The following is an 18,572-nucleotide window of genomic DNA, read 5'->3' on the forward strand; positions in this document are numbered from 1 at the left end:
ATCGAGGGGATAACAGTCATCCCGCACATAACGGTGAAAACTCGAATGTAGTCTACGGGTTGCAGCTAATTACACCTAACCAGGTGAAGGGAACCGTACGATCGTGCCTAGGGCTCAAGAGAAAGGAGCGATCGCAGTTGCGTTTTAGGATAAGGGGGATCGTATTTGTTTGAGGTAGTAAGAGACGATTGTCGGGCGATTCTCCTCAAAATGGCAGAGCCCGACATAGGTGTCCTGGCAGGGCGATTGTCACTATCCTGAATCACCCACTTTATGAATCAGTTGCGATCGCTTCACATCGATTTGTTGCAGCTGAGAAACCCAATTGTTCTGGACAACATAAAATAAATTCATCCCCAATACCTAAAATCGTCACCAATAGCTCAGGTCACGCAGTTCACATTTGTGAAAAAGAAACAATTATGTCTGGCTTCCCCAATAAACCCAGAATTCTGCGTGGAGCATTTGTCGAATACGGCATCAGCCTTCCCCCTCTCTTTGTGGTGTTTCAGTTCAATCCGATACAATTAACTCGCAATCGCAGCCTCACCCACGCTCCACCGAGTGGTGGACCAGACTCACTTAGGGACTTCCACAAGATCTCTGACGACCTTGCCGAGATCAGGGATGAGCAGATCGTCACCGTGCAAGAGGAAACGATAGGATTTGAGATCCGCCTAGATGCCTCCGATAAGCTGAATGAAGGTGACACCATTACCGAGCAGTTTGGCATTTCGCCCCAGCTTTCTACGCTGGAGTTGATGGTTCATCCAAAAGATGAAAGCTTGATTGGTCAAGCACTCGGATCGCTCTTAGGTTCGCCGGGGGGATTTAGCTTTACTCGCAAGCCTAATCCGCCTTTAGTCCTGTTCATTTGGGGACGTAAACGAGTATTGCCCGTCAACATCAATAGTCTAAACATCACTGAAACGCTGTATAGCGCCGATCTAAACCCAACCCAGGCTACTGTCAGCGTCAGCTTAACCGTCATTGAGGGACGGAGTAGCCCCTACATGTATTCCAAGGCGAGGAAAGAAGCCATGTCGGAACTCAATTTAACCAATATCACTGACATCGCTAATGTTGTGATTCCAGGATAAAACTTATGTTTTTCAAAAATTCGCGTTACCGCAAACTGCCAGATGAAGTAACAGTGGATGCCAAAGGGCGACGGCTGACATCTAAGAGTTCAAGAGCGCTACCCGAAGTAACAGGTATCTTTCAACACACCCTTGCAGATGGCGATCGCCTCGACCACTTAGCCCATAAATACTACAATCAACCCCGCAAATGGTGGCGCATCTGTGATGCCAATCCAGAATTCATGTCACCCCAGGCTTTATTAGGCAAAACACCATTCATTACTCAACAATTTCCCCTCTCTTTTCCTGAGAGTCAAGGACAACCGCCTTGGGCTGTGTTGATGAAGACAATCTCTGACCAGGTTGGTATTGAAGATATTTTGCTGACAGATGACGAAAATTACCTGATCATCACGTTTAATCAAATTAACATTCAAGCCAGCACCTTGACTGAGATAATCAGCAGGGCCGGTTTTATCGTAGGGCAACCGCAGACCATTGGACGCACGGGCAAGCAGATCGTCATTCCTCCTGATATTTTTGCATAAAGGCAATTTATGGCGTTCGAACATCTTGCAATTACCATTGATGACGAAGAGGTCAGCGAGCTCTATGAGAACCTGGTGAGTCTTGACGTAGAGCTTGATGACGAACTCGCAGCAATGTTCCAGTTGCATATTGCGATCGCCCTCCAGCCCGATGGCTCCTGGCCCTATCTTGATGACGAACGATTTCGAGTTTGGCAGCCTATTACTATTACCGCTGGCTTAGAGAGTGGTGCTGAAGAACTAATTTCTGGCTATATCACCCATGTCAAACCATCTTTCTCTCGTAACCCTATTCAATACACGCTAGAAGTCTGGGGTATGGACAGCAGCGTTTTGATGGATCGAGAAGAAAAGTTGAAAGACTGGCCCAACAAAAAAGATAGTGATATCGCATCTGAAATTTTTAACCTGTATGGGTTTACACCAAAAACAGAAGATACAGCCGTAATTCACAATGAAGCGATTTCCACAACTATTCAACGGGAAACTGACATTCAGTTTTTACGTCGTTTAGCCCTGCGAAATGGTTTTGAATGCTACGTTGAGGGTGCAATCGGCTATTTCCGTTCATTGCAAATCGATGCACCTCCTCAACCTGTGCTGGAAGTTCGCTTTGACGATAAAACCACTGTGCAGAAATTTTCTTTAGAGGTGAATGCGCTGACTCCTGCCAACGTCGCCATGGTTCAAGTTGATCGCGCTACGAAGAAAGTGCTGGATGTAATTACCGAAACTAGCCAACAAGCAGCTCTAGGAAAAATGGATGCCATCGGCTTGCTACCAGTTGGTATGAAGCCTGGAGTGGTAGTCGTAGGTGGAGTTGTGGCAACCGGACAGCCAGAAATGGCTGCTCTCTGTCAAGGACTTTATGACCAGGGCAGTTGGTTTGTCACTGGAGAAGGAGAGGTTGCCGCAAACGGTTACGGGCATGTGCTGAGAGCTAGACAAACTGTCACCATTAAAGGGATTGGGGAAACTTACAGCGGTGTCTACTATGTCACCCATGTCACCCATTCGTTTTCTGCTGAGGGATACAAACAAATCTTTCGAGTGAAACGGAATGCCATTCTGCCGACCGGATCAGAACAATTTTCTACCTAACTTCTAGACCTAAATTTCGGAGCACGATTGGTTATGAGTTTGGAAAAAGTGGTTGCCAACTTAGTGCAGAAAATAGAGAACCGATTTTATGGGAAATATCGGGGGCTTGTCGTAGAAAATGCTGATCCTGAAAAATTAGGTCGCTTGAAAGTTAAAGTTCCCAGTGTGCTTGGCAATGAAGTTGTTTCTGGGTGGGCAATGCCTTGTACTCCCTATGGGGGCGATCGCGATCAAGGTTTCCTGTTTATTCCTGAAGTTGGCGCTGGGGTTTGGGTGGAGTTTGAAGAAGGCGATCTAGAATTTCCGATTTGGGTAGGCACTTTTTGGAGTAAGCCTGATGGTGAAAGTGAACTCCCAAAAGTAGCTGATGAGATTCAAAATTCACCTACTCAGAAAATCATTAAGACAAAGAAGGGCCATACGATTCAATTGGAAGATGCAGATGGCAAGGAAAAAATAACTATCAAACACAAAGATAAATCGTTTTTTGCGATCGATGAGAACGGAAGTGTCATCATTGGTAATCAAAAAGGCTCTACGATTCTTTTGAATTCAAAAGATAAGAACCTAATGTTGGTCGATGAACACGCTAATTCAGTGATCATGTCTGAGGAAAGCATCACAATCGTTACTAAAGACGGTAAAGTGGCGATCGAGTTAAGCGGTAGTATGGCGCGGATTGCTGCAGAAGAGATTGTCATGCAGGGAAAATCAGTCGTGCTGGGGGCAGCGGGAGCACCAACAGAACTGGAACCGACCATCAAAGCCAAAACATTTTTTAGTACCATATGGGCGACCCATACCCATCCCACAGCGCTTGGTCCATCCGGTCCTCCTATCCCTCCGGTTGCACCAATGTTAGCGGCACCAGTAGTACCATTCATCACCAGCAATGTATTAGTCAAGTGAAGAAGGATGAGCAACTGTAAATTTCCCTCTCTACCAACGCTTACGCCGCCGGATGTTGGAATCTCGTCACCAATCTCTAAATCACCCCTTGCTTTACCCAAATTGCCTGATTTCCCAGCTTGCCCCCTAGATTAATGAGGGAACTAATGAAATGAGTTTAGATAAAGAAACTTTAAAGCAAGACATCAAGCAAGCCTTTAAAGATGCAAAAGAAACTCAGGCTCCCAAAGATCCAGATCCCCAAAAAATTGATGAGATTCAAAACAATATCCTTGAGAAGTTGTCTCTAGATATTGCTGAGGCAATCGATAAGTTTGTGAAAGGAGGCTCAGTTTCAGATATCACTGTTGAGGTTAAGGATGCGAACAATAACATGATTGGTAAAGGGACTCAAACGGGAACAGGGAAAATTGAGTGATTCGATATTACCGATTAGGTCATTCAACCATAGTGTCAATCAATCCTTAAAGGCTCATGGCACAGGGTAAAACAAGTTTTGGGTTTCCATTTTCCGTCAATCTAGCAGGTCGCATTATTTCTAGCGATGGTGACGAAGCCATTCGTGGCAAAATGATTCAGGTGCTCTTCACAGCACCGGGAGAGCGGGTCAACTTACCGGAATTTGGCTGTGGTTTATTTAATCTGGTCTTTGAACCAAACGATGTTGTGCTGGCGGATGCGATGGAATTTACCGTGGGGCAGGCGCTGACTCGCTGGCTTCGGGATGAAATTATCGTGGATGCGGTGAGTGTCGAAGCAGAACAAGAAACGGCAATGATTGAAATTGTCTATACCAAACGGGTAGACCTGTCGCGCCAGATGGTGCGGATTCAATTCCGGTAACAGTGATTCAGAGGTGACACATGGCGGAAATCCAAAAAGTAGATGGGCAATCAGTCATCGATTACGTGGCTCGCGACTACGATAGTCTGCTCCAGTCCATGCGCGATCAGATTTCCACCAAGCTGCCGGAGTGGACCGACTATACCTCAGAAGCTGACATGGGCAATGTGCTCTTGCAGCTTTTTGCCCATATGGGCGATACCCTTAGCTACTACCAGGATCGCATTGCCAATGAGAGCTTTCTCAGCACTGCCCAAACGCGCCGCAGCATTATTCAACATCTGCGCCTCATCGGTTATCGCCTCTCAACCGCTTCTCCAGCAGCAGCCAAACTCGTCCTGACCGTTCCCACCTCGGTCAGTGATGTATTGACAATCTCTAAAGGGGATGCCTTCGCGACTAAGAGCCAGAAGAACAAAAAGAGTGTGCGCTTTGAATATACGAGTGAAACACCGTTAATCATCAATTGCGCTACACTCCCTCTCGATCTAAAGGATAGAACCAAGAAAATCTACGCAGACGGTATCCCTGTTGAAGAAGGACGGTTAGTGAAGGATGAAATTCTGGGAGTTTCCGATGGTAAGCCGAATCAACGCTTCACCCTGAGTCATGCGGGTGTAATTTTACGTTCCCTTAACACCACACGGCAGGTCAATCAAGATCTGCTGCTGCTGACAGAGCAGGGCGGGATCATTGAACCCTGGACATTGCGCGAAAGTTTAGCCTTTAGTCGAGAGCAGCAGCGCGATTTTATTTTAGCGATCGATGACCAGGATCGGGCAACCGTGATTTTTGGGGATGGGGCGTTCGGATTTATTCCACCCAGTGGACGCCAGATCAAAGTAACCTATCGGGTTGGTGGTGGAGCGTTCGGTAATGTGCCTGCTAACACGATCGAGACACTTGCCAGTGCGCCTCAACTAGCACTGGTCGGGGCCAAAGTCACCAATCCTGCTCTTGCTAGTGGCGGTGCCGATCGAGAGAGCATTGAACGCGCTGTCATGAACGCGCCCAAAGTGTTTCGTTCCCTCAAACGGGCTGTCACGGCGGATGACTACAAATCACTGGCGCTTGACTTCAATGGTGTGAGTAAAGTGCGGGCAGAGTCAACGAACTGGAATACTGTAACACTCTATATCGCCCCTGAAGGCGGCGGACGAGTCAGCGATGTGCTAGAAGCGAACCTATTAGCCTACTTTGAGGATAAACGTCCGCTCACAACCCTCATTGAAATCGCCGATGTCGATTACGTCAAAATTTATATCACAGCCGAAGTTGGAGTTGAAAGCTACTATTCCCGTAATGAGATTAAGGAGCAGTTAGAAGGCGCTGTTGCTAAGTTACTGGCACTGGAGAATGTTGATTTCAAGCAGACCCTCTACCTCAGTAAATTCTATGAAGCGATGGAGGCGATCGCAGGGGTTGCCTACGTCAACATCACAGAGTTCAGACGACAGGGCGCAGCACCTAGTTCGATCGAGAACAGCGGCAAGATTGAGTTGGGGAGTAATGAGATACCGATTGTCTCAGATGATCCCGCTTATCTCAAGGGCATCAAATTTTCAACCTCAGAAGAGGGAGGGTAATCATGCGCTTGCTGCAAATTACTGCCACTCCCCATCCTGTTGGTAACCAGATCAGCTTGCACTGGCAGAATCCGTCACCCAATCAGTACCCAGGTGTGCGGGTAGTCCGGCGGGAAGAGACCCACCCAATATCCCCCAACGATGGCAAACTAGTCAAAGAGGGGGAGGGTTTGACAACGGCTGAGGATGAGGATCTCAAGGGCGAAACCGTTTACTACTACACCCTGTTTCCTTACCGCAGCCCGCAGCAGTACCACTTCGATCCGCACAACCGTATATCTGCGATGGCAACTGCGCCATACAATACAGCGGGGCAGTTGTACGATCTCCTCCCGGCTATCTATCATCGCTACGATGCAGAGTCTGGTCAATTGCGCGACTTTCTTGAACTGCCAGGAGAGCAGCTTGACCAGCTCTACAGTTTTGCCACTGCCCTGCTCAACGCCTACAATCTCGATCGTGTCGATGGGCGCTTGCTGCCCCTGTTAGCGGAGTGGATTGGTTGGCAAACCGATTACCGCATAGAAATTGCCAAGCAACGCAATGAAATTCGATACGCCCCTTATCTATATCAAACAATAGGGCTGATTCCAACCCTGGAAGCAACCGTCAAGCGGTTCATCGGTTGGGAGAGTCGCACCAAAGAGTTTGTTCATAACGTCTTTCGCTCTAACTGCCCAGAGCGGCTAAACCTCTGGCTACGCCAACGCAATAGCAGCGGCGAGTGGTCTCAGTCAACCAAACCTCTATCCCTCAATTTTGCCTATGAAGGTCGTCCATCCGCTATTCGAGATCAGAGTGGAAAGCTCTGGTTGTTCTATCACACCTTCAAGCAAAACCGCTGTGAGATCTGGTACAAGATTTATACGCCCAACGCGCCAGACGAAAAGAAATGGACACCCAGTCAACCCTTAAACAGCAATCAGGTATTTGAAAAATATCCAACCGCCGCGCTTCAGCGAGACCCAGTGCTTCAAAGTGAAAGATTGTGGGTGTTCTGGAGTGCCTATGTAAAGGCTGAGAACCGTTGGCAAATTCAATATCAAACTCGCATCAATGACCGTTGGTCTACGGTTGAGCTTTTTAGAAACGATGGGAGCGATCGCCGCCAACCCTGCGCAGTTACGGATACCAGCAATGGTCTTTGGTTATTCTGGATTGAATCCATTGATGGACGGCAACAACTCAAATACAACCGACACAATGGCACCAATTGGGAGCTTCCAACCGCCGCTACCTTCCCTTTGGCAAGTGGACAAGATCCATGGGCCGTGAACGATGTATTTGTAGTCATCCATCCCACCGCCGCCACGCAGCCCCTCTGGATTTTCTGGGCACGCCAAGAGCCATCTGGCATTGTTCCCCAAACCCGCTGGCAGATTACCTATCGAGTCAAACAGGGACTTGATCCAACGGTGACCAGTGACTGGAGTGAGGTGCGTACCCTCCCCTGGGCTGCACTGGGCAATGACGATCGGGACCCATCTGCACTGGTGCGTGAAGACGGCACAATTGAGTTGTTTTGGAGTTCTACCCGGGGTGGAAGCTGGTCGATTTGGCACACATTGCTGGATGCAACCACCCATACTTGGGGTACAGCTGAACCCATCACCACAGGTGCCTATTCTCAACATGCACCCCTTTGTATCGCTAATCCAGAGGGTACTCTATTGATCTACCGCTCTAACCAGAGTTTGACCTACACCAGTCAGGTCTATGGTGCCACCGACACCACGGATTTCCGATACGTCGGGTGTACTACCGTTGATACTCGTAATCTAACTAAGCTGAATTTACGGGAACAGTTCGATGATTTCCAGACCTACACCGCTGTTGTAAACTCGCAGGGTAGACCCACAAGCTCAGCTGACTGGTTTGCCTGGTTTGCCCGTCGCGATACCGTCGGACTCTACTTAACGCCGGACACCGAAGATCCCGATCTGCTACAACGCGATCAGGAGCTCCTAAAAAATGTCCTGCCACAATTCCTACCCATTCAGACGCGAGTTGAATTCTTCCTGCAACCGGCTGAAGCTGAAGAGATTTACGACACAATACAAAACGTCACAGAATTGGCAGAGGATATTGGTGTTTTAAACGAGGCAGAAATCTATAGTGATGGGGTTGATGTAGGTAGCGATCGCATCCCTGAATGGCAGTTATTTGTGACCAACACGCTTAACCATCTGACTACAAATTTTTCAGCCTCTCCCATCGAAGTCCGCTTCAGAACTTGGCACTCTGCCCTTACCTATGAATAAATCCTTACCATCTCCTAGTGGAGGCACTCCATGATTGAGGAACCACTATTCAAATATTCTTGCCCCCAGGGAGAGTTTCAGGACACCCTAATCGATATTGACGGTCATGTCATTTGGCAAACTCCCTGGCAGCCCAATTTAATTGTCGATGGTTTGCGTAGAGTGTTAGCTGCGCTGATAAAGGGAGAGGGACAGGCATTAACATTTTGGGCAGTTGGAACAGGACAGGATTCTTGGGATAGCCTACCCCCAGTGCTACCTGGTGATGACGAACGTCGCCAACTCACACGACTATATCGTGAAACGAAACGCAAACCCATACCTGCCAACCAAATGATTTTTGTCGGCGGTACCTCTTTAAGTCCATCCAATCAATTACAAATTAGAGTCGATTTCCTCGCAGAAGATATTCCTACGATTGGCGATCGCCAATTGCGAGAGTTTGGGCTGATTTCAGGCGGAACCGCTGCTTCAAATACTGGAGTTCTGATCAACCATCGGATTCATCCCCGCATTGATCTCCAGGAGGGCTTTACCCTCCAGCGCACCTTGCGCTTAACCTTTTAGAGTAGGAGTTAGCAGCAATGGGCAACTTTTCCCGCGATACCTTTGATCCGCTCAAGCGGTATGCCAGCGTGCGCTTACAGCAGGGGGTGCCGCTAATTGATGCTGACTGGAATGAAATGGACGACATCCGCCGAACTGAGTTGCGGACGTTTATAAAATGGTTTATCGGCGATGGCATTCCTGCTAAGAGCGATGGCTCTAGGAATGACGCATTCCGCATTGCGGCAATACCTACACCAGATAGTGCAAATTTTAGGATTTTGGCGGGTGGTGGTACTGATGATTCAGGTGCAAATCGCTGTCTTGTCGATGGTGTTGAGGTTTTTATTACCCAAGACATCGAATTTAAAGCTCAACCTTTACATGAAAGTTATGCCGGATCTAATTCACCAGTGGCTCCTGATGCCACACCTGTAGATCCCAATGCTCCCAAAATTGCAGGTATTCCCACAACCGCTGGTTCCTATCTAGTTTATTTGGATGTATGGGAATGGGAAGTTGGTGCATCAGAAGATAATGCTCACCTAGTGAATCCGGCGATTGGCGTAGAAACCTGTGTCCGTCTCAAGCGTTCTTGGATAGTGCGGGTATTCCAAGCAGGCGCAGAAAATCGCTTACCAAATCACAGTTACTATCTTTTAGCAACCATCAACCGACCAACAGATGGTGCAACAATTACCCCCGAACAGATCACTGACCAGCGGCGAACCGAACTCAACTTGTCCAAATACCTAAAAACTCCTATTTATGCACAACAAGGGTCAACAGTTATAGATAATCAAGCACTCAGCAGCATGTTTTCCCAACTACGTAATGCTCTGCGGAATCGCTTAGCAAGCCAAACCCTCTTTGTTGACGCAGCACCTTCGGATCTGGATAGAACTCTGGTTTACTTTACACTTCAAGATGTTTTTCAGATATGTACATCTGGCATTACACAAGTACTGACCAACAATGTAAGTATTTCTGATGTATTCCAGTTAATGCAAATTCTTGCTGACGCGCAAGAGAACTTTTTGAAAACGCTTGACCAACATGGAAGCCCCTCAAGTAGTGGCAAAGGGAATTTTATAAACAGATATCGCCGCAACTTGAATTTATTAAAAGACGAAATAACAGCTTCTAGTCTAATTAACACATATTCTACTCAAAAAAACATTAGTGTTTGGCTTTTCGATGAACGTGGACGTGACGTGGCAAGTATGTTGAGGTCGCAACAAGATCGATTAGCGAGGGGCGCCGTCCAAGCGATGTACCAGAAATTTCCATTCTTGGCTCGACGGTATGGAAGCATCGAGATGTCAAGTCTCTCAGGAGTTTTGAGGGTTCTCCTATTAAATGTTGCGCAAGCAGCCGAAGAGGAAGGAACGAGCAGTCTCGATGCAGCTATGAATGAACTCAAAAGATCACTTAACAGTGTAGGAGATTCTCCTAGCTGGTACATTGAAGCATTAGAATTCATGAAGGCAAATCATGGTATTACGACGAGCGAATTCGTTGTAACAGCTAACTCATATTTTGACTATGCAATTAATGCTCTCAGTTGACCAAGGAATCAAATTTTGCACGTTCGGCTCACTTGCTGATGCTTCATCGTTGTCAGAAGCAGTTTGCAATGTTACTCCCGCAACTATCCATCACTCAGCCCATAACTACTGATGTTCTAAATCAGAAGAAGCTGGTGGAGGCGACTAGTGAATTTCTTTGATAAAGACTAAATTTCAATTATTCCAGAGGCTGACCACGAGTGTGTTGCTTGAGGCGATTAAATTTAATTATGACCCTGCTTCAGTCCAAAGGATGCCCTTAAGGGGTTAGACTAAGCCACCCCATCACCGAGGCGGCTTAGTCTAACCCCAATGACGAATTAACCCTCTACTCAGACCCCCCTTGAGGTCTCCTCCATCAGACCAAGAAACACCTGAGCCTCCGCCACCAGAATGGCATCTCCCGACTCCAACCACCGCCGCATTTTATCCACATGAGCCGGAGAAGGATGAGTAAACTGTTCCCTCTGCTGTCCATACTGCTGCCAAAGCTCCAACTGAGCCGCCCGCTTATATGCCTGCACCTCTTCCACCTCAGCCAGCTTCTGCCTGACAAACTCAACCCCCTCCCGGTTTTCTTGAGTATTACTACTTATTGCTTGAGCATTTGAGTCTCTCGCACCGCTCAACTCCTTACCAGATGGCACATTACTGGACTTAAGCGCTAATAAGCTTGGATACTTTGGCGCGTTCCCTTCGCGCTCAATGTCTAAACCTGGGGGGTACGGGGGGTTATCCACAGGCATCAAGTATTCGGGATGCCATAAATCCTTATGCCTGTAGAGCGTCGCCCCACCGATGCCACTTGCCGTTAAAGCACTAAACCTTGCTGTCGCCCCAATCGGTAGACTATTCGACTCCAGCATGAGCGCGATCGCCCTGCTAATCCGTCCCCGTGCTTCATCCAACTGCTGCTCATGCCAGCTTGGAGTCTCCGCTGGTCTAGAAGACCGATTCGGTTTAGCCCTCCGCCCCTTGTAGGGAAAATAACGAGTCGTGGTTTCAACCGACTGTGCCCACTCCTCTGCCCGATGCCGAATCTCATGCTGATGTTGACAAAACTCTCGGTAGCCCGGAAGTGCCGTGGCAATCTCCACCATTTTCTCCACCAGCGCCCTGCCCTCCAGGCAATGACCATAGAGAATCTTGGCAAAGATGTACGTTCTTAACGCAATCCGTCCCAAAATCCGATTGGTTTGCCCCGTCCCACTCCAACCCGGTTCAATTTCCGCATTCAAGTCATTCAAGAACTTGTCTACTTTGCCCGATAGACTAAAGCGCCGCCGCTTTGCCGTCTTCAGCACTTGCTTCAACGCTCTAGACGTGATCCGATTGCGCCGTAGACAAAACCGCCACTGATGCACAAACTCTGCTGGAGTGCTAAAGATCGGTTCCCAATCGGAGCCAAGCAAATAAGAACCCAACTGGAGCGGTAGTCGATGCGCCGCATACAGCGTGGGCTTGCCATCGACGAAGCCGCGATCATTGGGAAACAGTTCCAACTGACCGGGAGAGAACACAAAGCCAGCGTTCTCCAATAGCGCTTGCACCGCCCCCGCCAACTCATAGGACTTCTGCGCCCGTTCAAACGGAAAGTAGAGATGGAGACCGCCACTGTAGGAACTGGTCACGGCAATGTAGCTCACCAGTCCCAGCATTTCCAGGGCAGCGACCAGACGCGCGATCGCGAAGGGATCATGCCGGGGATGGTAGAGACTGCCGCTATCAATATCGAACAGCAGGTAGTTGGTTTTCGGTCCAAAGCGCACCCCGTAGAGATAGCCCCCTTGCAGGATCAAGCGATCTGAGAGCGGGTGACGACTCTCGGTCTGCCACGCTGGGGTGGCGTTGGGCTGGGGATGCTCTGCCCAGATGTAGTCATGGCGGTGAGGAAACAGCGCTAGGAAGGCATCCTCCGATTCCGCTACCGATTGAAATTGATGGGAAGAGCGAGAGAGGGCTAGCGGCATGGGCTGCCCTCCCGATGGTCACAAAATCTTCGACGCATGATCAACTTCCTATGTTTGAACAACAGAGGATAGGAAGCTATGCAAAAAAGTTAAACAATTCATCAAAGATGTTGCACCTTTTGACAAATTGCTACTAAAATTGGCATAGCAAAGCTGGATGACCTAACGTTGCTTTTCCTGGGCGTAGTTAGAGTCTCCGAATCCTATCCAGAACTAAATAAAGTCTTTCGCCCCTTCTGTTAGCGCAGTGGGGGTTTCGACTTTTTAAAGGGTTTTCTATGTCACGGGCTCACCTCCTGGGGGTTTCAAACAGGGAAACTTGTTGACTCATCTCCGGCTTTGACGGTTGCCAGTGATCTGTGCTGTAGAGAGTATGTCTGATCTAACCGCAGATCTGGGGAAATGCCGCACTTTTCGAGAAACTCTTTGGCAAAACGGTGTTATGGACGGCTTTACCCCTTGCCTCTTTTACAACTGCTGGTGAATCGCCTTTAAAAACTCAGTCACCGCATCAGGCTGATTGGGATATTGCATCATCAAGCGTTCCATCCAGGTTAATCAGTTTTAGCCCTGAAACATCTTCCAGAGAATAATTAATTTCTTCAAGCTGCTCCCAACTGACGTTATCAATCACTTTGGCTCGTTTGGGTTGGGATATTTGTAGAACTTGGGTGGTCATCAGCGATCGCTCCCCTTACTTGCCCTTGCTAGTGGCTAGCTTTTCCTTTTCCATCTGATCCAACCGTTCTCTAATCAGCACACGAATTTTTGCCGCTAAGGGCAGTTCAGCCCATGCTGCATCATCCCTACACGATTCGATTGAATCCCGCAAATCACTAACATCCACGGGTATACGTCCTTTTTGCGCCACTGTGTCACTGACTAGAGATATGTGACTCATATTCTACGCTCCATATTCAGAATAATAGCAAAAGACTCACATAGGATCTATTTGACTCATCTAGTCTCTAGCATGTTAGCATCATTTCAGAAATCGGAACACTTTAGAAACAGCACTAGAACGCACCTGAAACGAGAGCTACTTGTTTCGGCTGTTCCGTGCGTGTTCTAATCGTTCCACCCCAGTGCCCACACCGTTCAGAGGCAACCATGAAGACTTCGCTGACCAAGTTTTGCAAAGATTACTCCCTTGCCAAAACGACCGTTTTCAACCGCTGTAAAGAATTGGGCATCGACACTTCAGAAGGGGTCAGTCCTACTGATTGCGATCGCCTGCTGCATGAATTTGACATCGCCCCATCAGACCCTGAACCTGTGCCCATCCAGACCACCGTAGAAGTGGGCAACCATCAGATTGTGCTCTCCACTCCACAGCTACCTGCTGCATTCAGTCTGGAATCATTGCGTACTGGGAAATCCATCACCTTTGAAGACCCCCTGGCAGTCGCCACCCAATTTATTGAAGTGGCAGACCAAATCAGTGATGCCATGGAAACCGACTTAGATAATCGCAAGGCAAAGCTGAACCAGACCAGGCAAGCCAAAGACGCGATCGCCGCCAAAGCGATGGCGTTGAAGCTGCAACAGCAGCGCTATCAGGAGAAAGCCTATCGGATTGACTCTGAGCAGTCTGACCAGACCGACTCCCTCAAAGAAGCACTGGAATTGTTGCAAGCCTTGGGGAAGTAACCGCTTTTCTCTGCTTAGCACTGCTGCTCTTCATCCTTGCCCCTCAAAAGAATCCGAATGAAGCGACCCAAGATCAAACCACCCAAACCCGCGCCGCCGTCTTGCCCTGGGCAATTGCCGCTTTTTGATCGCGTGACCACTTTGATTATCGAAACCGACGCAGACCCCGACTACGAACGAGCCAAACAAATCTTTGCTGAGTTACTGGAGGAACCCTATGGATCTTGATTTCGCAGTCGCTCTAATGATTGCCGGGTGCTTCGCGATCGCCCATCCCATCAAACCAGAACATGCCCCCATTCAGCGCGCTCAAGCATCGACTAAAGTCTGCAACTGTGCTGAATATGTGCATCGCAAACATCTCCAAGTGCCTGATCTGAGCGAGTACACCGGGGAATTTGCAGACCACATGATCGCCGCTGGCTACCAGCAAGTTTCCCAGCCGGAAGCTGGAGCGATCGCCCGAATTCCACCGGGCACACCTGGGCTGACAGGCAACACCGGGCATGTTGCCATCATTCAATCAGTTGATTTTGATGGAGTGCCCATCATCCACTCTGCTAACTCAGGCGGCAACCAATTTGATGCTGGATGCTCCAACGTCGCTATGGAGCGCGATGAAAGCTATCTCAACCAAGCCGTTACCTACTGGGCAAAAAACTAAGAGAGAGCGATCGCGGAACTTTGGACGGCAACGCGATCACCCCCTACAAAAAAGCAAACCCTCACAAGGATTCACCCTATGAAACTACCATTTCGCTACCGTCGCCGCCATCAGTCCACCGTCATCAAAGTTGTTTTGGGTGTGGCTCTAGTCGGCTGTGCGATCGCCTCCATCCCTGACACTCAACGCAATTTAGAACGACTCAGCCAGGTGCGAGACAGAGCCGCCGCCATCTCTACCGAACAGGAACTCAAGAAACTAGACGCTGAGAAAGTCGCTGCTGAAGCTGAAACCGCTGATATGCGCCTGATGAAAGGCTGTAGCACCTTCCTGGTATCTGCCAGTAATACTGCCAAATTTGGCAACGTTTATCCCGGTGGAAAAGTGGTGAATCCTGCGACTGGGTTAAGCCTCGCACCGGGTTCCGTAGTCTGTGATAACCAGGGTGGCACTGCTGTGATGGCAGATATAGGCGGCAGCGGTATCGCCATGACCGACATTGCCATTACTCAAGATTTCCAGCTCGTGCGAAAAGCGATGGACCTGCACGGCATCAACCCGCAAGCAGGCGATGGGCGCGTCGGTGGGGCGAATGCCCGACTTCAACACTAATTATTCAGCCTAACTATGTGGAGCAACTCTCATGACTCAAACCGCCGCCAAGCCTCCCCAGCAGATTGACCCTACTAAACAATATTTGGTATCAGCATCTCACCCAGAGCGGGGTACTTTTTGGGCTTACAAAGCCGAAGGAGAGTACGGATGGCTGCAAGCACCTTTTCAGGATCAAAAGCCCTCTTACCTCAGCCTGTCGGATATCCAGGCGATATCGGAAGGCGACACCCTTTTCAAGTGGTATCTGACCGACTCTGCAAAAACGAGCTATCCCTATCAACCCGAAAAAGCGCAAACCAAAATTTCTGAAAATATGACCCAAACCGCAGACAAATCTAAACGTAAGTTCCGAATTCGCCTTGGCAAGAATCAACAGGCTGATGCGAGCAAGCCGGAGCCAAGAGAAGAACAGAAAGAAGGCTGGAGTCCTCTTCTGCTAGTCGTTTCTCTGTTGTTGGGGTTATTGCTATTAATGGCGATCGCCTGGAACGTGCAGCCGTTTCAAGACTTCATCGTCTTGCTAGCCAATCGCATTGATTTCACCAATCTTGCTGAATTCCCGGAAGAGAGGACCGGAGCGATCGCTTGACCATGAGATAAAACTCCTGGTTTTTATCTCAGGAACATATACAGTGCTACCAACTATGACGTTATAGGTTTTTTCTATACCGTCAATCTACCGCATGACAGAAGTCAGGTGGATTCTAGGGTCAAGCCATTTGCCAAGTCATTTCTTGACCTGCCTGCAAGGGTACAAGTGCCGATTCCGTAAATGGAACTTCATCGGGAACACGCCAAGTCGTTTTGGTTAATGTAATGTGTTCAGTGTTGCGTGGAAGTTGATAAAAATCTGGCCCATAGAAGCTGGCGAAAGCTTCAAGTTTATCAAGGGCATCGGCACTCTCAAACGCTTCTGTATACAACTCCATCGCATGCAGAGCCGAATAGCAACCTGCACAGCCACAAGAACTTTCTTTGCTATTTCGAGGATGGGGGGCGCTATCGGTGCCTAGAAAAAACTTAGGATGACCGGAGGTTGCTGCTCGTAAAAGAGCTGATCGATGCTCCTCTCGTTTCAAAATTGGCAGGCAATAAAAATGGGGGCGAATGCCACCCTGGAACAGGCTATTGCGGTTAAATAACAAATGTTGTGGCGTGATGGTTGCAGCGATGTTGTTTGCAGATAGGACATACTGCACCGCATCGGAGGTGGTAATGTGTTCAAGGACTACGCGCAGCCTGGGAAATCGTTGCTTGAGAGGGATCAAATGTTGCTCGATAAACACCTTCTCGAGATCGAACATATCAACATTGTGATCGGTCACTTCACCGTGCAGGAGTAAAGGCAGGTCTACCTGCTGCATTGCTTCAAAGACGCGATCACACTTGCGAATGTCCGTCACCCCAAGGGCTGAATTGGTCGTTGCCCCGGCTGGATAGTACTTGACCGCTTTGACAAACTGAGAGGCTTTCGCCGCGATGATTTCCTCGGGGTTGGTGTTGTCGGTGAGGTAGAGCGTCATCAGGGGCTCAAACTGCTGACCCTCTGGAACTGCTGCAAGAATGCGATCGCGGTAGGCTGCTGCATCAGCGACCAAGCGTACTGGAGGCTTTAAATTTGGCATGATAATCGCGCGGGCGAACTGACGCACCGTATGCGGCAGAACCGCTTTCAATGCCGCGCCGTCGCGTAAATGGAGATGCCAGTCATCAGGTCGGGTGATCATGAGCTTTTGCATGCTTCAATTATAAAACCGCTAGTGCTTTAGAAAGACGCACGCTAACAATACCTGATGGCAGCCTACAGCATTGATCGGGAAGCAGTGTTGGCAGAACAAAAACGGAGACAAATCGAGCGTGGCGGTTTCACTCGTCGTATCCGATTGCTGTGGAGTGGGACAGACTAGAGACAGAACAGTTAGAGGCAGTCTTATTGAGTCTGAAGAATCTTGCTCTTGTTAATCAGTACCGCAGCGATCGCCTTTATTAAGTTCAAAGCTACTACAAAGCGCTGAAACTTCAATTTCTTTGTCGGTCGCTATGGAACAGGAATCCATGATGAGCGTTAGCAGCGCGGTATTTCTAGACAAAATTCTTTTAAGGTGACTTGCCAGTAGTTTGGATCTTGCCAGTATTCTGTATAAGGAGGTTGGTTACTGGAAACCCTTAATGCAGTCCTACGCTTGACGGATTGGTCAACAGAGTAATCGAAAACGACAACAGAAGCCTTCTTCAACTCAGCCATTCTAGAGTTTCTCCCCCCATAAAATTGCGACTCAACTTCTTGCCAAGCCGGCCAATGATAAGCCTTTCTGTTCTCACCACGATAGTCCTCAATGCGTTGGAGTAACTCGTCATAAGCCTTGCTGCGTTCGCTGAGATCGTCCTTAAGACGTTGGGATAGCTCGTCACGAGAAACCTTGCCGCCGCGATAGTCCTCAATAAGTTGGCGTGGCTTATCAAGCTCATCAATAGAATGGCTTTCCAGGGCGCTGCGTAACGCGTCAGGGAGCCTGGGAATGATCTCATCTCCCATGGCCCGCTGTGAACAACGCAGAGTGCACTGGTATAGGGTAGTCACTTCTCCACTGATCAGACTGACCTCATACGCTGCCGCATCCTCATTGGGGTAATGAGGAACCCACACTCCGGTATTTGGTGGTGGAGAATATTTTGCATAGATTCGCAAGGTTTGCTGAGACAAGTCACACAGAGTATGAGTCGCTCCACCTGGTAGCCACAGCGGTTGCGATCGCATCAGCAGTTGACCGTCTGTCGTCGCATAGGCGGCGATGGCATCACCTTGCACCGCCCACAGAATGTGATCACTGACGCGCAAGGGATAGGCATTGTCTTTCGATTCCCACTCAATTGCACCCGACGCGATCGAGCGGCACACAATTTTGCCCTCGATAGAGCGGTAAAACAAGCTGGATTCAAGCAAGTCAACGGCAAGCGGATGCGGTAGAGCCTGGGTAACTGCGGCTCTAGAGACAGGGGAAAGCAAGGTAGTTGGTGGTGGGGGTAGCTCTTTAACCACAGGTTGTTTGACTCCAAGTTGAAGTCTGCCGATCGCGCTTTGCCAGGAGTTCAGCCACTGCCACATCTCATCGTCTCCTGTCAATTAAACAAACACACGGCGTTGTTGCACGAAAGAGGAGCTGCTTAGCTTTGCCCACTTGGTCTCGTTCTTAAGTCGGTTCACTGCTTCACTATGCCCTAGCTCCCT

20 protein-coding genes are annotated in these 18,572 nt (G+C 48.9%); 15 read left to right on the top strand and 5 right to left on the bottom strand.

What is annotated here, in order from left to right; genetic code table 11:
• Positions 1 to 422 precede the first annotated feature (422 nt).
• The 10 genes from JOY44_RS28655 (at position 423) to JOY44_RS28700 (ending at position 10,444) form a co-directional block, all read left to right on the top strand.
• The gene (locus tag JOY44_RS28655; protein ID WP_203032213.1) at positions 423 to 1,100 is read left to right on the top strand and encodes a hypothetical protein; all 678 of its coding nucleotides are present in this window, start codon (positions 423 to 425) and stop codon (positions 1,098 to 1,100) included.
• A gap of 5 nt (positions 1,101 to 1,105) precedes the next feature.
• Entirely contained in the window at positions 1,106 to 1,630 is a 525-nt protein-coding gene (locus JOY44_RS28660; protein ID WP_171576829.1) for a hypothetical protein, read from the top strand.
• Between the two features lie 9 nt (positions 1,631 to 1,639).
• The gene (locus tag JOY44_RS28665) at positions 1,640 to 2,731 is read left to right on the top strand and encodes a phage late control D family protein (protein WP_171576830.1); all 1,092 of its coding nucleotides are present in this window, start codon (positions 1,640 to 1,642) and stop codon (positions 2,729 to 2,731) included.
• A gap of 48 nt (positions 2,732 to 2,779) precedes the next feature.
• Complete coding sequence (locus tag JOY44_RS28670; protein WP_242541944.1) at positions 2,780 to 3,640, top strand: phage baseplate assembly protein V; 861 nt, start codon at positions 2,780 to 2,782, stop codon at positions 3,638 to 3,640.
• 151 nt (positions 3,641 to 3,791) lie between these two features.
• Entirely contained in the window at positions 3,792 to 4,058 is a 267-nt protein-coding gene (locus JOY44_RS28675; protein WP_171576832.1) for a hypothetical protein, read from the top strand.
• A gap of 56 nt (positions 4,059 to 4,114) precedes the next feature.
• Positions 4,115 to 4,483 carry a GPW/gp25 family protein gene (locus tag JOY44_RS28680; RefSeq protein WP_171576833.1) on the top strand — a complete coding sequence of 123 codons (369 nt, stop codon included), beginning with the start codon at positions 4,115 to 4,117 and terminating at the stop codon, positions 4,481 to 4,483.
• A 20-nt stretch (positions 4,484 to 4,503) separates the two neighbouring features.
• Positions 4,504 to 6,069 carry a baseplate J/gp47 family protein gene (locus JOY44_RS28685; RefSeq protein WP_203032215.1) on the top strand — a complete coding sequence of 522 codons (1,566 nt, stop codon included), beginning with the start codon at positions 4,504 to 4,506 and terminating at the stop codon, positions 6,067 to 6,069.
• Positions 6,070 to 6,071: 2 nt separating this feature from the next.
• Entirely contained in the window at positions 6,072 to 8,330 is a 2,259-nt protein-coding gene (locus JOY44_RS28690) for a hypothetical protein (protein WP_171576835.1), read from the top strand.
• Positions 8,331 to 8,360: 30 nt separating this feature from the next.
• Positions 8,361 to 8,897 carry a hypothetical protein gene (locus JOY44_RS28695; RefSeq protein WP_171576836.1) on the top strand — a complete coding sequence of 179 codons (537 nt, stop codon included), beginning with the start codon at positions 8,361 to 8,363 and terminating at the stop codon, positions 8,895 to 8,897.
• 17 nt (positions 8,898 to 8,914) lie between these two features.
• Complete coding sequence (locus JOY44_RS28700) at positions 8,915 to 10,444, top strand: DUF6519 domain-containing protein (RefSeq protein WP_171576837.1); 1,530 nt, start codon at positions 8,915 to 8,917, stop codon at positions 10,442 to 10,444.
• Positions 10,445 to 10,776: 332 nt separating this feature from the next.
• Here the strand turns inward: JOY44_RS28700 and JOY44_RS28705 are convergent, their stop codons facing one another.
• The 3 genes from JOY44_RS28705 to JOY44_RS28715 form a co-directional block, all read right to left on the bottom strand.
• On the bottom strand, positions 10,777 to 12,414 hold the full coding sequence (locus tag JOY44_RS28705) for a hypothetical protein (RefSeq protein WP_171576838.1): 1,638 nt from the start codon (positions 12,412 to 12,414) through the stop codon (positions 10,777 to 10,779).
• Positions 12,415 to 12,925: 511 nt separating this feature from the next.
• Positions 12,926 to 13,093, bottom strand: coding sequence for a hypothetical protein (locus JOY44_RS28710; RefSeq protein ID WP_171576839.1), 168 nt, complete (start codon positions 13,091 to 13,093; stop codon positions 12,926 to 12,928).
• Positions 13,094 to 13,108: 15 nt separating this feature from the next.
• Positions 13,109 to 13,315 (bottom strand): hypothetical protein, encoded by a 207-nt coding sequence (locus JOY44_RS28715; RefSeq protein WP_171576840.1) that lies wholly within the window; start codon positions 13,313 to 13,315, stop codon positions 13,109 to 13,111.
• A gap of 209 nt (positions 13,316 to 13,524) precedes the next feature.
• Between JOY44_RS28715 and JOY44_RS28720 the strand changes: the two genes are divergently transcribed.
• The 5 genes from JOY44_RS28720 to JOY44_RS28740 all read left to right on the top strand — a co-directional run bounded on the left by JOY44_RS28720 (position 13,525) and on the right by JOY44_RS28740 (position 15,932).
• Positions 13,525 to 14,064 carry a hypothetical protein gene (locus JOY44_RS28720; RefSeq protein WP_171576841.1) on the top strand — a complete coding sequence of 180 codons (540 nt, stop codon included), beginning with the start codon at positions 13,525 to 13,527 and terminating at the stop codon, positions 14,062 to 14,064.
• A 57-nt stretch (positions 14,065 to 14,121) separates the two neighbouring features.
• Positions 14,122 to 14,292: a hypothetical protein gene (locus tag JOY44_RS28725; protein WP_171576842.1), complete on the top strand. Its 171-nt coding sequence runs from the start codon at positions 14,122 to 14,124 to the stop codon at positions 14,290 to 14,292.
• Positions 14,282 to 14,728 (top strand): CHAP domain-containing protein, encoded by a 447-nt coding sequence (locus tag JOY44_RS28730; protein WP_171576843.1) that lies wholly within the window; start codon positions 14,282 to 14,284, stop codon positions 14,726 to 14,728. Before JOY44_RS28725 ends, JOY44_RS28730 begins: the two co-directional genes overlap by 11 nt.
• Before the next feature lie 78 nt (positions 14,729 to 14,806).
• The gene (locus JOY44_RS28735; protein ID WP_171576844.1) at positions 14,807 to 15,340 is read left to right on the top strand and encodes a hypothetical protein; all 534 of its coding nucleotides are present in this window, start codon (positions 14,807 to 14,809) and stop codon (positions 15,338 to 15,340) included.
• Between the two features lie 31 nt (positions 15,341 to 15,371).
• Complete coding sequence (locus JOY44_RS28740; RefSeq protein WP_171576845.1) at positions 15,372 to 15,932, top strand: hypothetical protein; 561 nt, start codon at positions 15,372 to 15,374, stop codon at positions 15,930 to 15,932.
• 121 nt (positions 15,933 to 16,053) lie between these two features.
• Here JOY44_RS28740 and pyrC read toward each other — a convergent pair whose 3' ends face one another.
• Both pyrC and JOY44_RS28750 read right to left on the bottom strand, forming a co-directional pair.
• Positions 16,054 to 17,082 (bottom strand): dihydroorotase, encoded by a 1,029-nt coding sequence (gene pyrC, locus JOY44_RS28745; RefSeq protein WP_171576846.1) that lies wholly within the window; start codon positions 17,080 to 17,082, stop codon positions 16,054 to 16,056.
• Between the two features lie 326 nt (positions 17,083 to 17,408).
• Positions 17,409 to 18,449, bottom strand: coding sequence for a hypothetical protein (locus JOY44_RS28750; RefSeq protein ID WP_203032216.1), 1,041 nt, complete (start codon positions 18,447 to 18,449; stop codon positions 17,409 to 17,411).
• Between the last annotated feature and the right edge of the window lie 123 nt (positions 18,450 to 18,572).

The organism is Leptolyngbya sp. Cla-17 (assembly GCF_016807185.1).
In the GTDB taxonomy this organism is placed as follows: domain Bacteria; phylum Cyanobacteriota; class Cyanobacteriia; order Leptolyngbyales; family Leptolyngbyaceae; genus ULC077BIN1.

Bases quoted from the DNA above. Each gene is read 5' to 3' on its own strand.
- JOY44_RS28655 (WP_203032213.1), top strand. From the start codon at position 423: ATGTCTGGCTTCCCCAATAAACCCAGAATTCTGCGTGGAGCATTTGTC.
- JOY44_RS28660 (WP_171576829.1), top strand. From the start codon at position 1,106: ATGTTTTTCAAAAATTCGCGTTACCGCAAACTGCCAGATGAAGTAACA.
- JOY44_RS28665 (WP_171576830.1), top strand. From the start codon at position 1,640: ATGGCGTTCGAACATCTTGCAATTACCATTGATGACGAAGAGGTCAGC.
- JOY44_RS28675 (WP_171576832.1), top strand. From the start codon at position 3,792: ATGAGTTTAGATAAAGAAACTTTAAAGCAAGACATCAAGCAAGCCTTT.
- JOY44_RS28680 (WP_171576833.1), top strand. From the start codon at position 4,115: ATGGCACAGGGTAAAACAAGTTTTGGGTTTCCATTTTCCGTCAATCTA.
- JOY44_RS28685 (WP_203032215.1), top strand. From the start codon at position 4,504: ATGGCGGAAATCCAAAAAGTAGATGGGCAATCAGTCATCGATTACGTG.
- JOY44_RS28690 (WP_171576835.1), top strand. From the start codon at position 6,072: ATGCGCTTGCTGCAAATTACTGCCACTCCCCATCCTGTTGGTAACCAG.
- JOY44_RS28695 (WP_171576836.1), top strand. From the start codon at position 8,361: ATGATTGAGGAACCACTATTCAAATATTCTTGCCCCCAGGGAGAGTTT.
- JOY44_RS28700 (WP_171576837.1), top strand. From the start codon at position 8,915: ATGGGCAACTTTTCCCGCGATACCTTTGATCCGCTCAAGCGGTATGCC.
- JOY44_RS28705 (WP_171576838.1), bottom strand. From the start codon at position 12,414: ATGCCGCTAGCCCTCTCTCGCTCTTCCCATCAATTTCAATCGGTAGCG.
- JOY44_RS28710 (WP_171576839.1), bottom strand. From the start codon at position 13,093: ATGACCACCCAAGTTCTACAAATATCCCAACCCAAACGAGCCAAAGTG.
- JOY44_RS28715 (WP_171576840.1), bottom strand. From the start codon at position 13,315: ATGAGTCACATATCTCTAGTCAGTGACACAGTGGCGCAAAAAGGACGT.
- JOY44_RS28720 (WP_171576841.1), top strand. From the start codon at position 13,525: ATGAAGACTTCGCTGACCAAGTTTTGCAAAGATTACTCCCTTGCCAAA.
- JOY44_RS28725 (WP_171576842.1), top strand. From the start codon at position 14,122: ATGAAGCGACCCAAGATCAAACCACCCAAACCCGCGCCGCCGTCTTGC.
- JOY44_RS28730 (WP_171576843.1), top strand. From the start codon at position 14,282: ATGGATCTTGATTTCGCAGTCGCTCTAATGATTGCCGGGTGCTTCGCG.
- JOY44_RS28735 (WP_171576844.1), top strand. From the start codon at position 14,807: ATGAAACTACCATTTCGCTACCGTCGCCGCCATCAGTCCACCGTCATC.
- JOY44_RS28740 (WP_171576845.1), top strand. From the start codon at position 15,372: ATGACTCAAACCGCCGCCAAGCCTCCCCAGCAGATTGACCCTACTAAA.
- pyrC (WP_171576846.1), bottom strand. From the start codon at position 17,082: ATGCAAAAGCTCATGATCACCCGACCTGATGACTGGCATCTCCATTTA.
- JOY44_RS28750 (WP_203032216.1), bottom strand. From the start codon at position 18,449: ATGTGGCAGTGGCTGAACTCCTGGCAAAGCGCGATCGGCAGACTTCAA.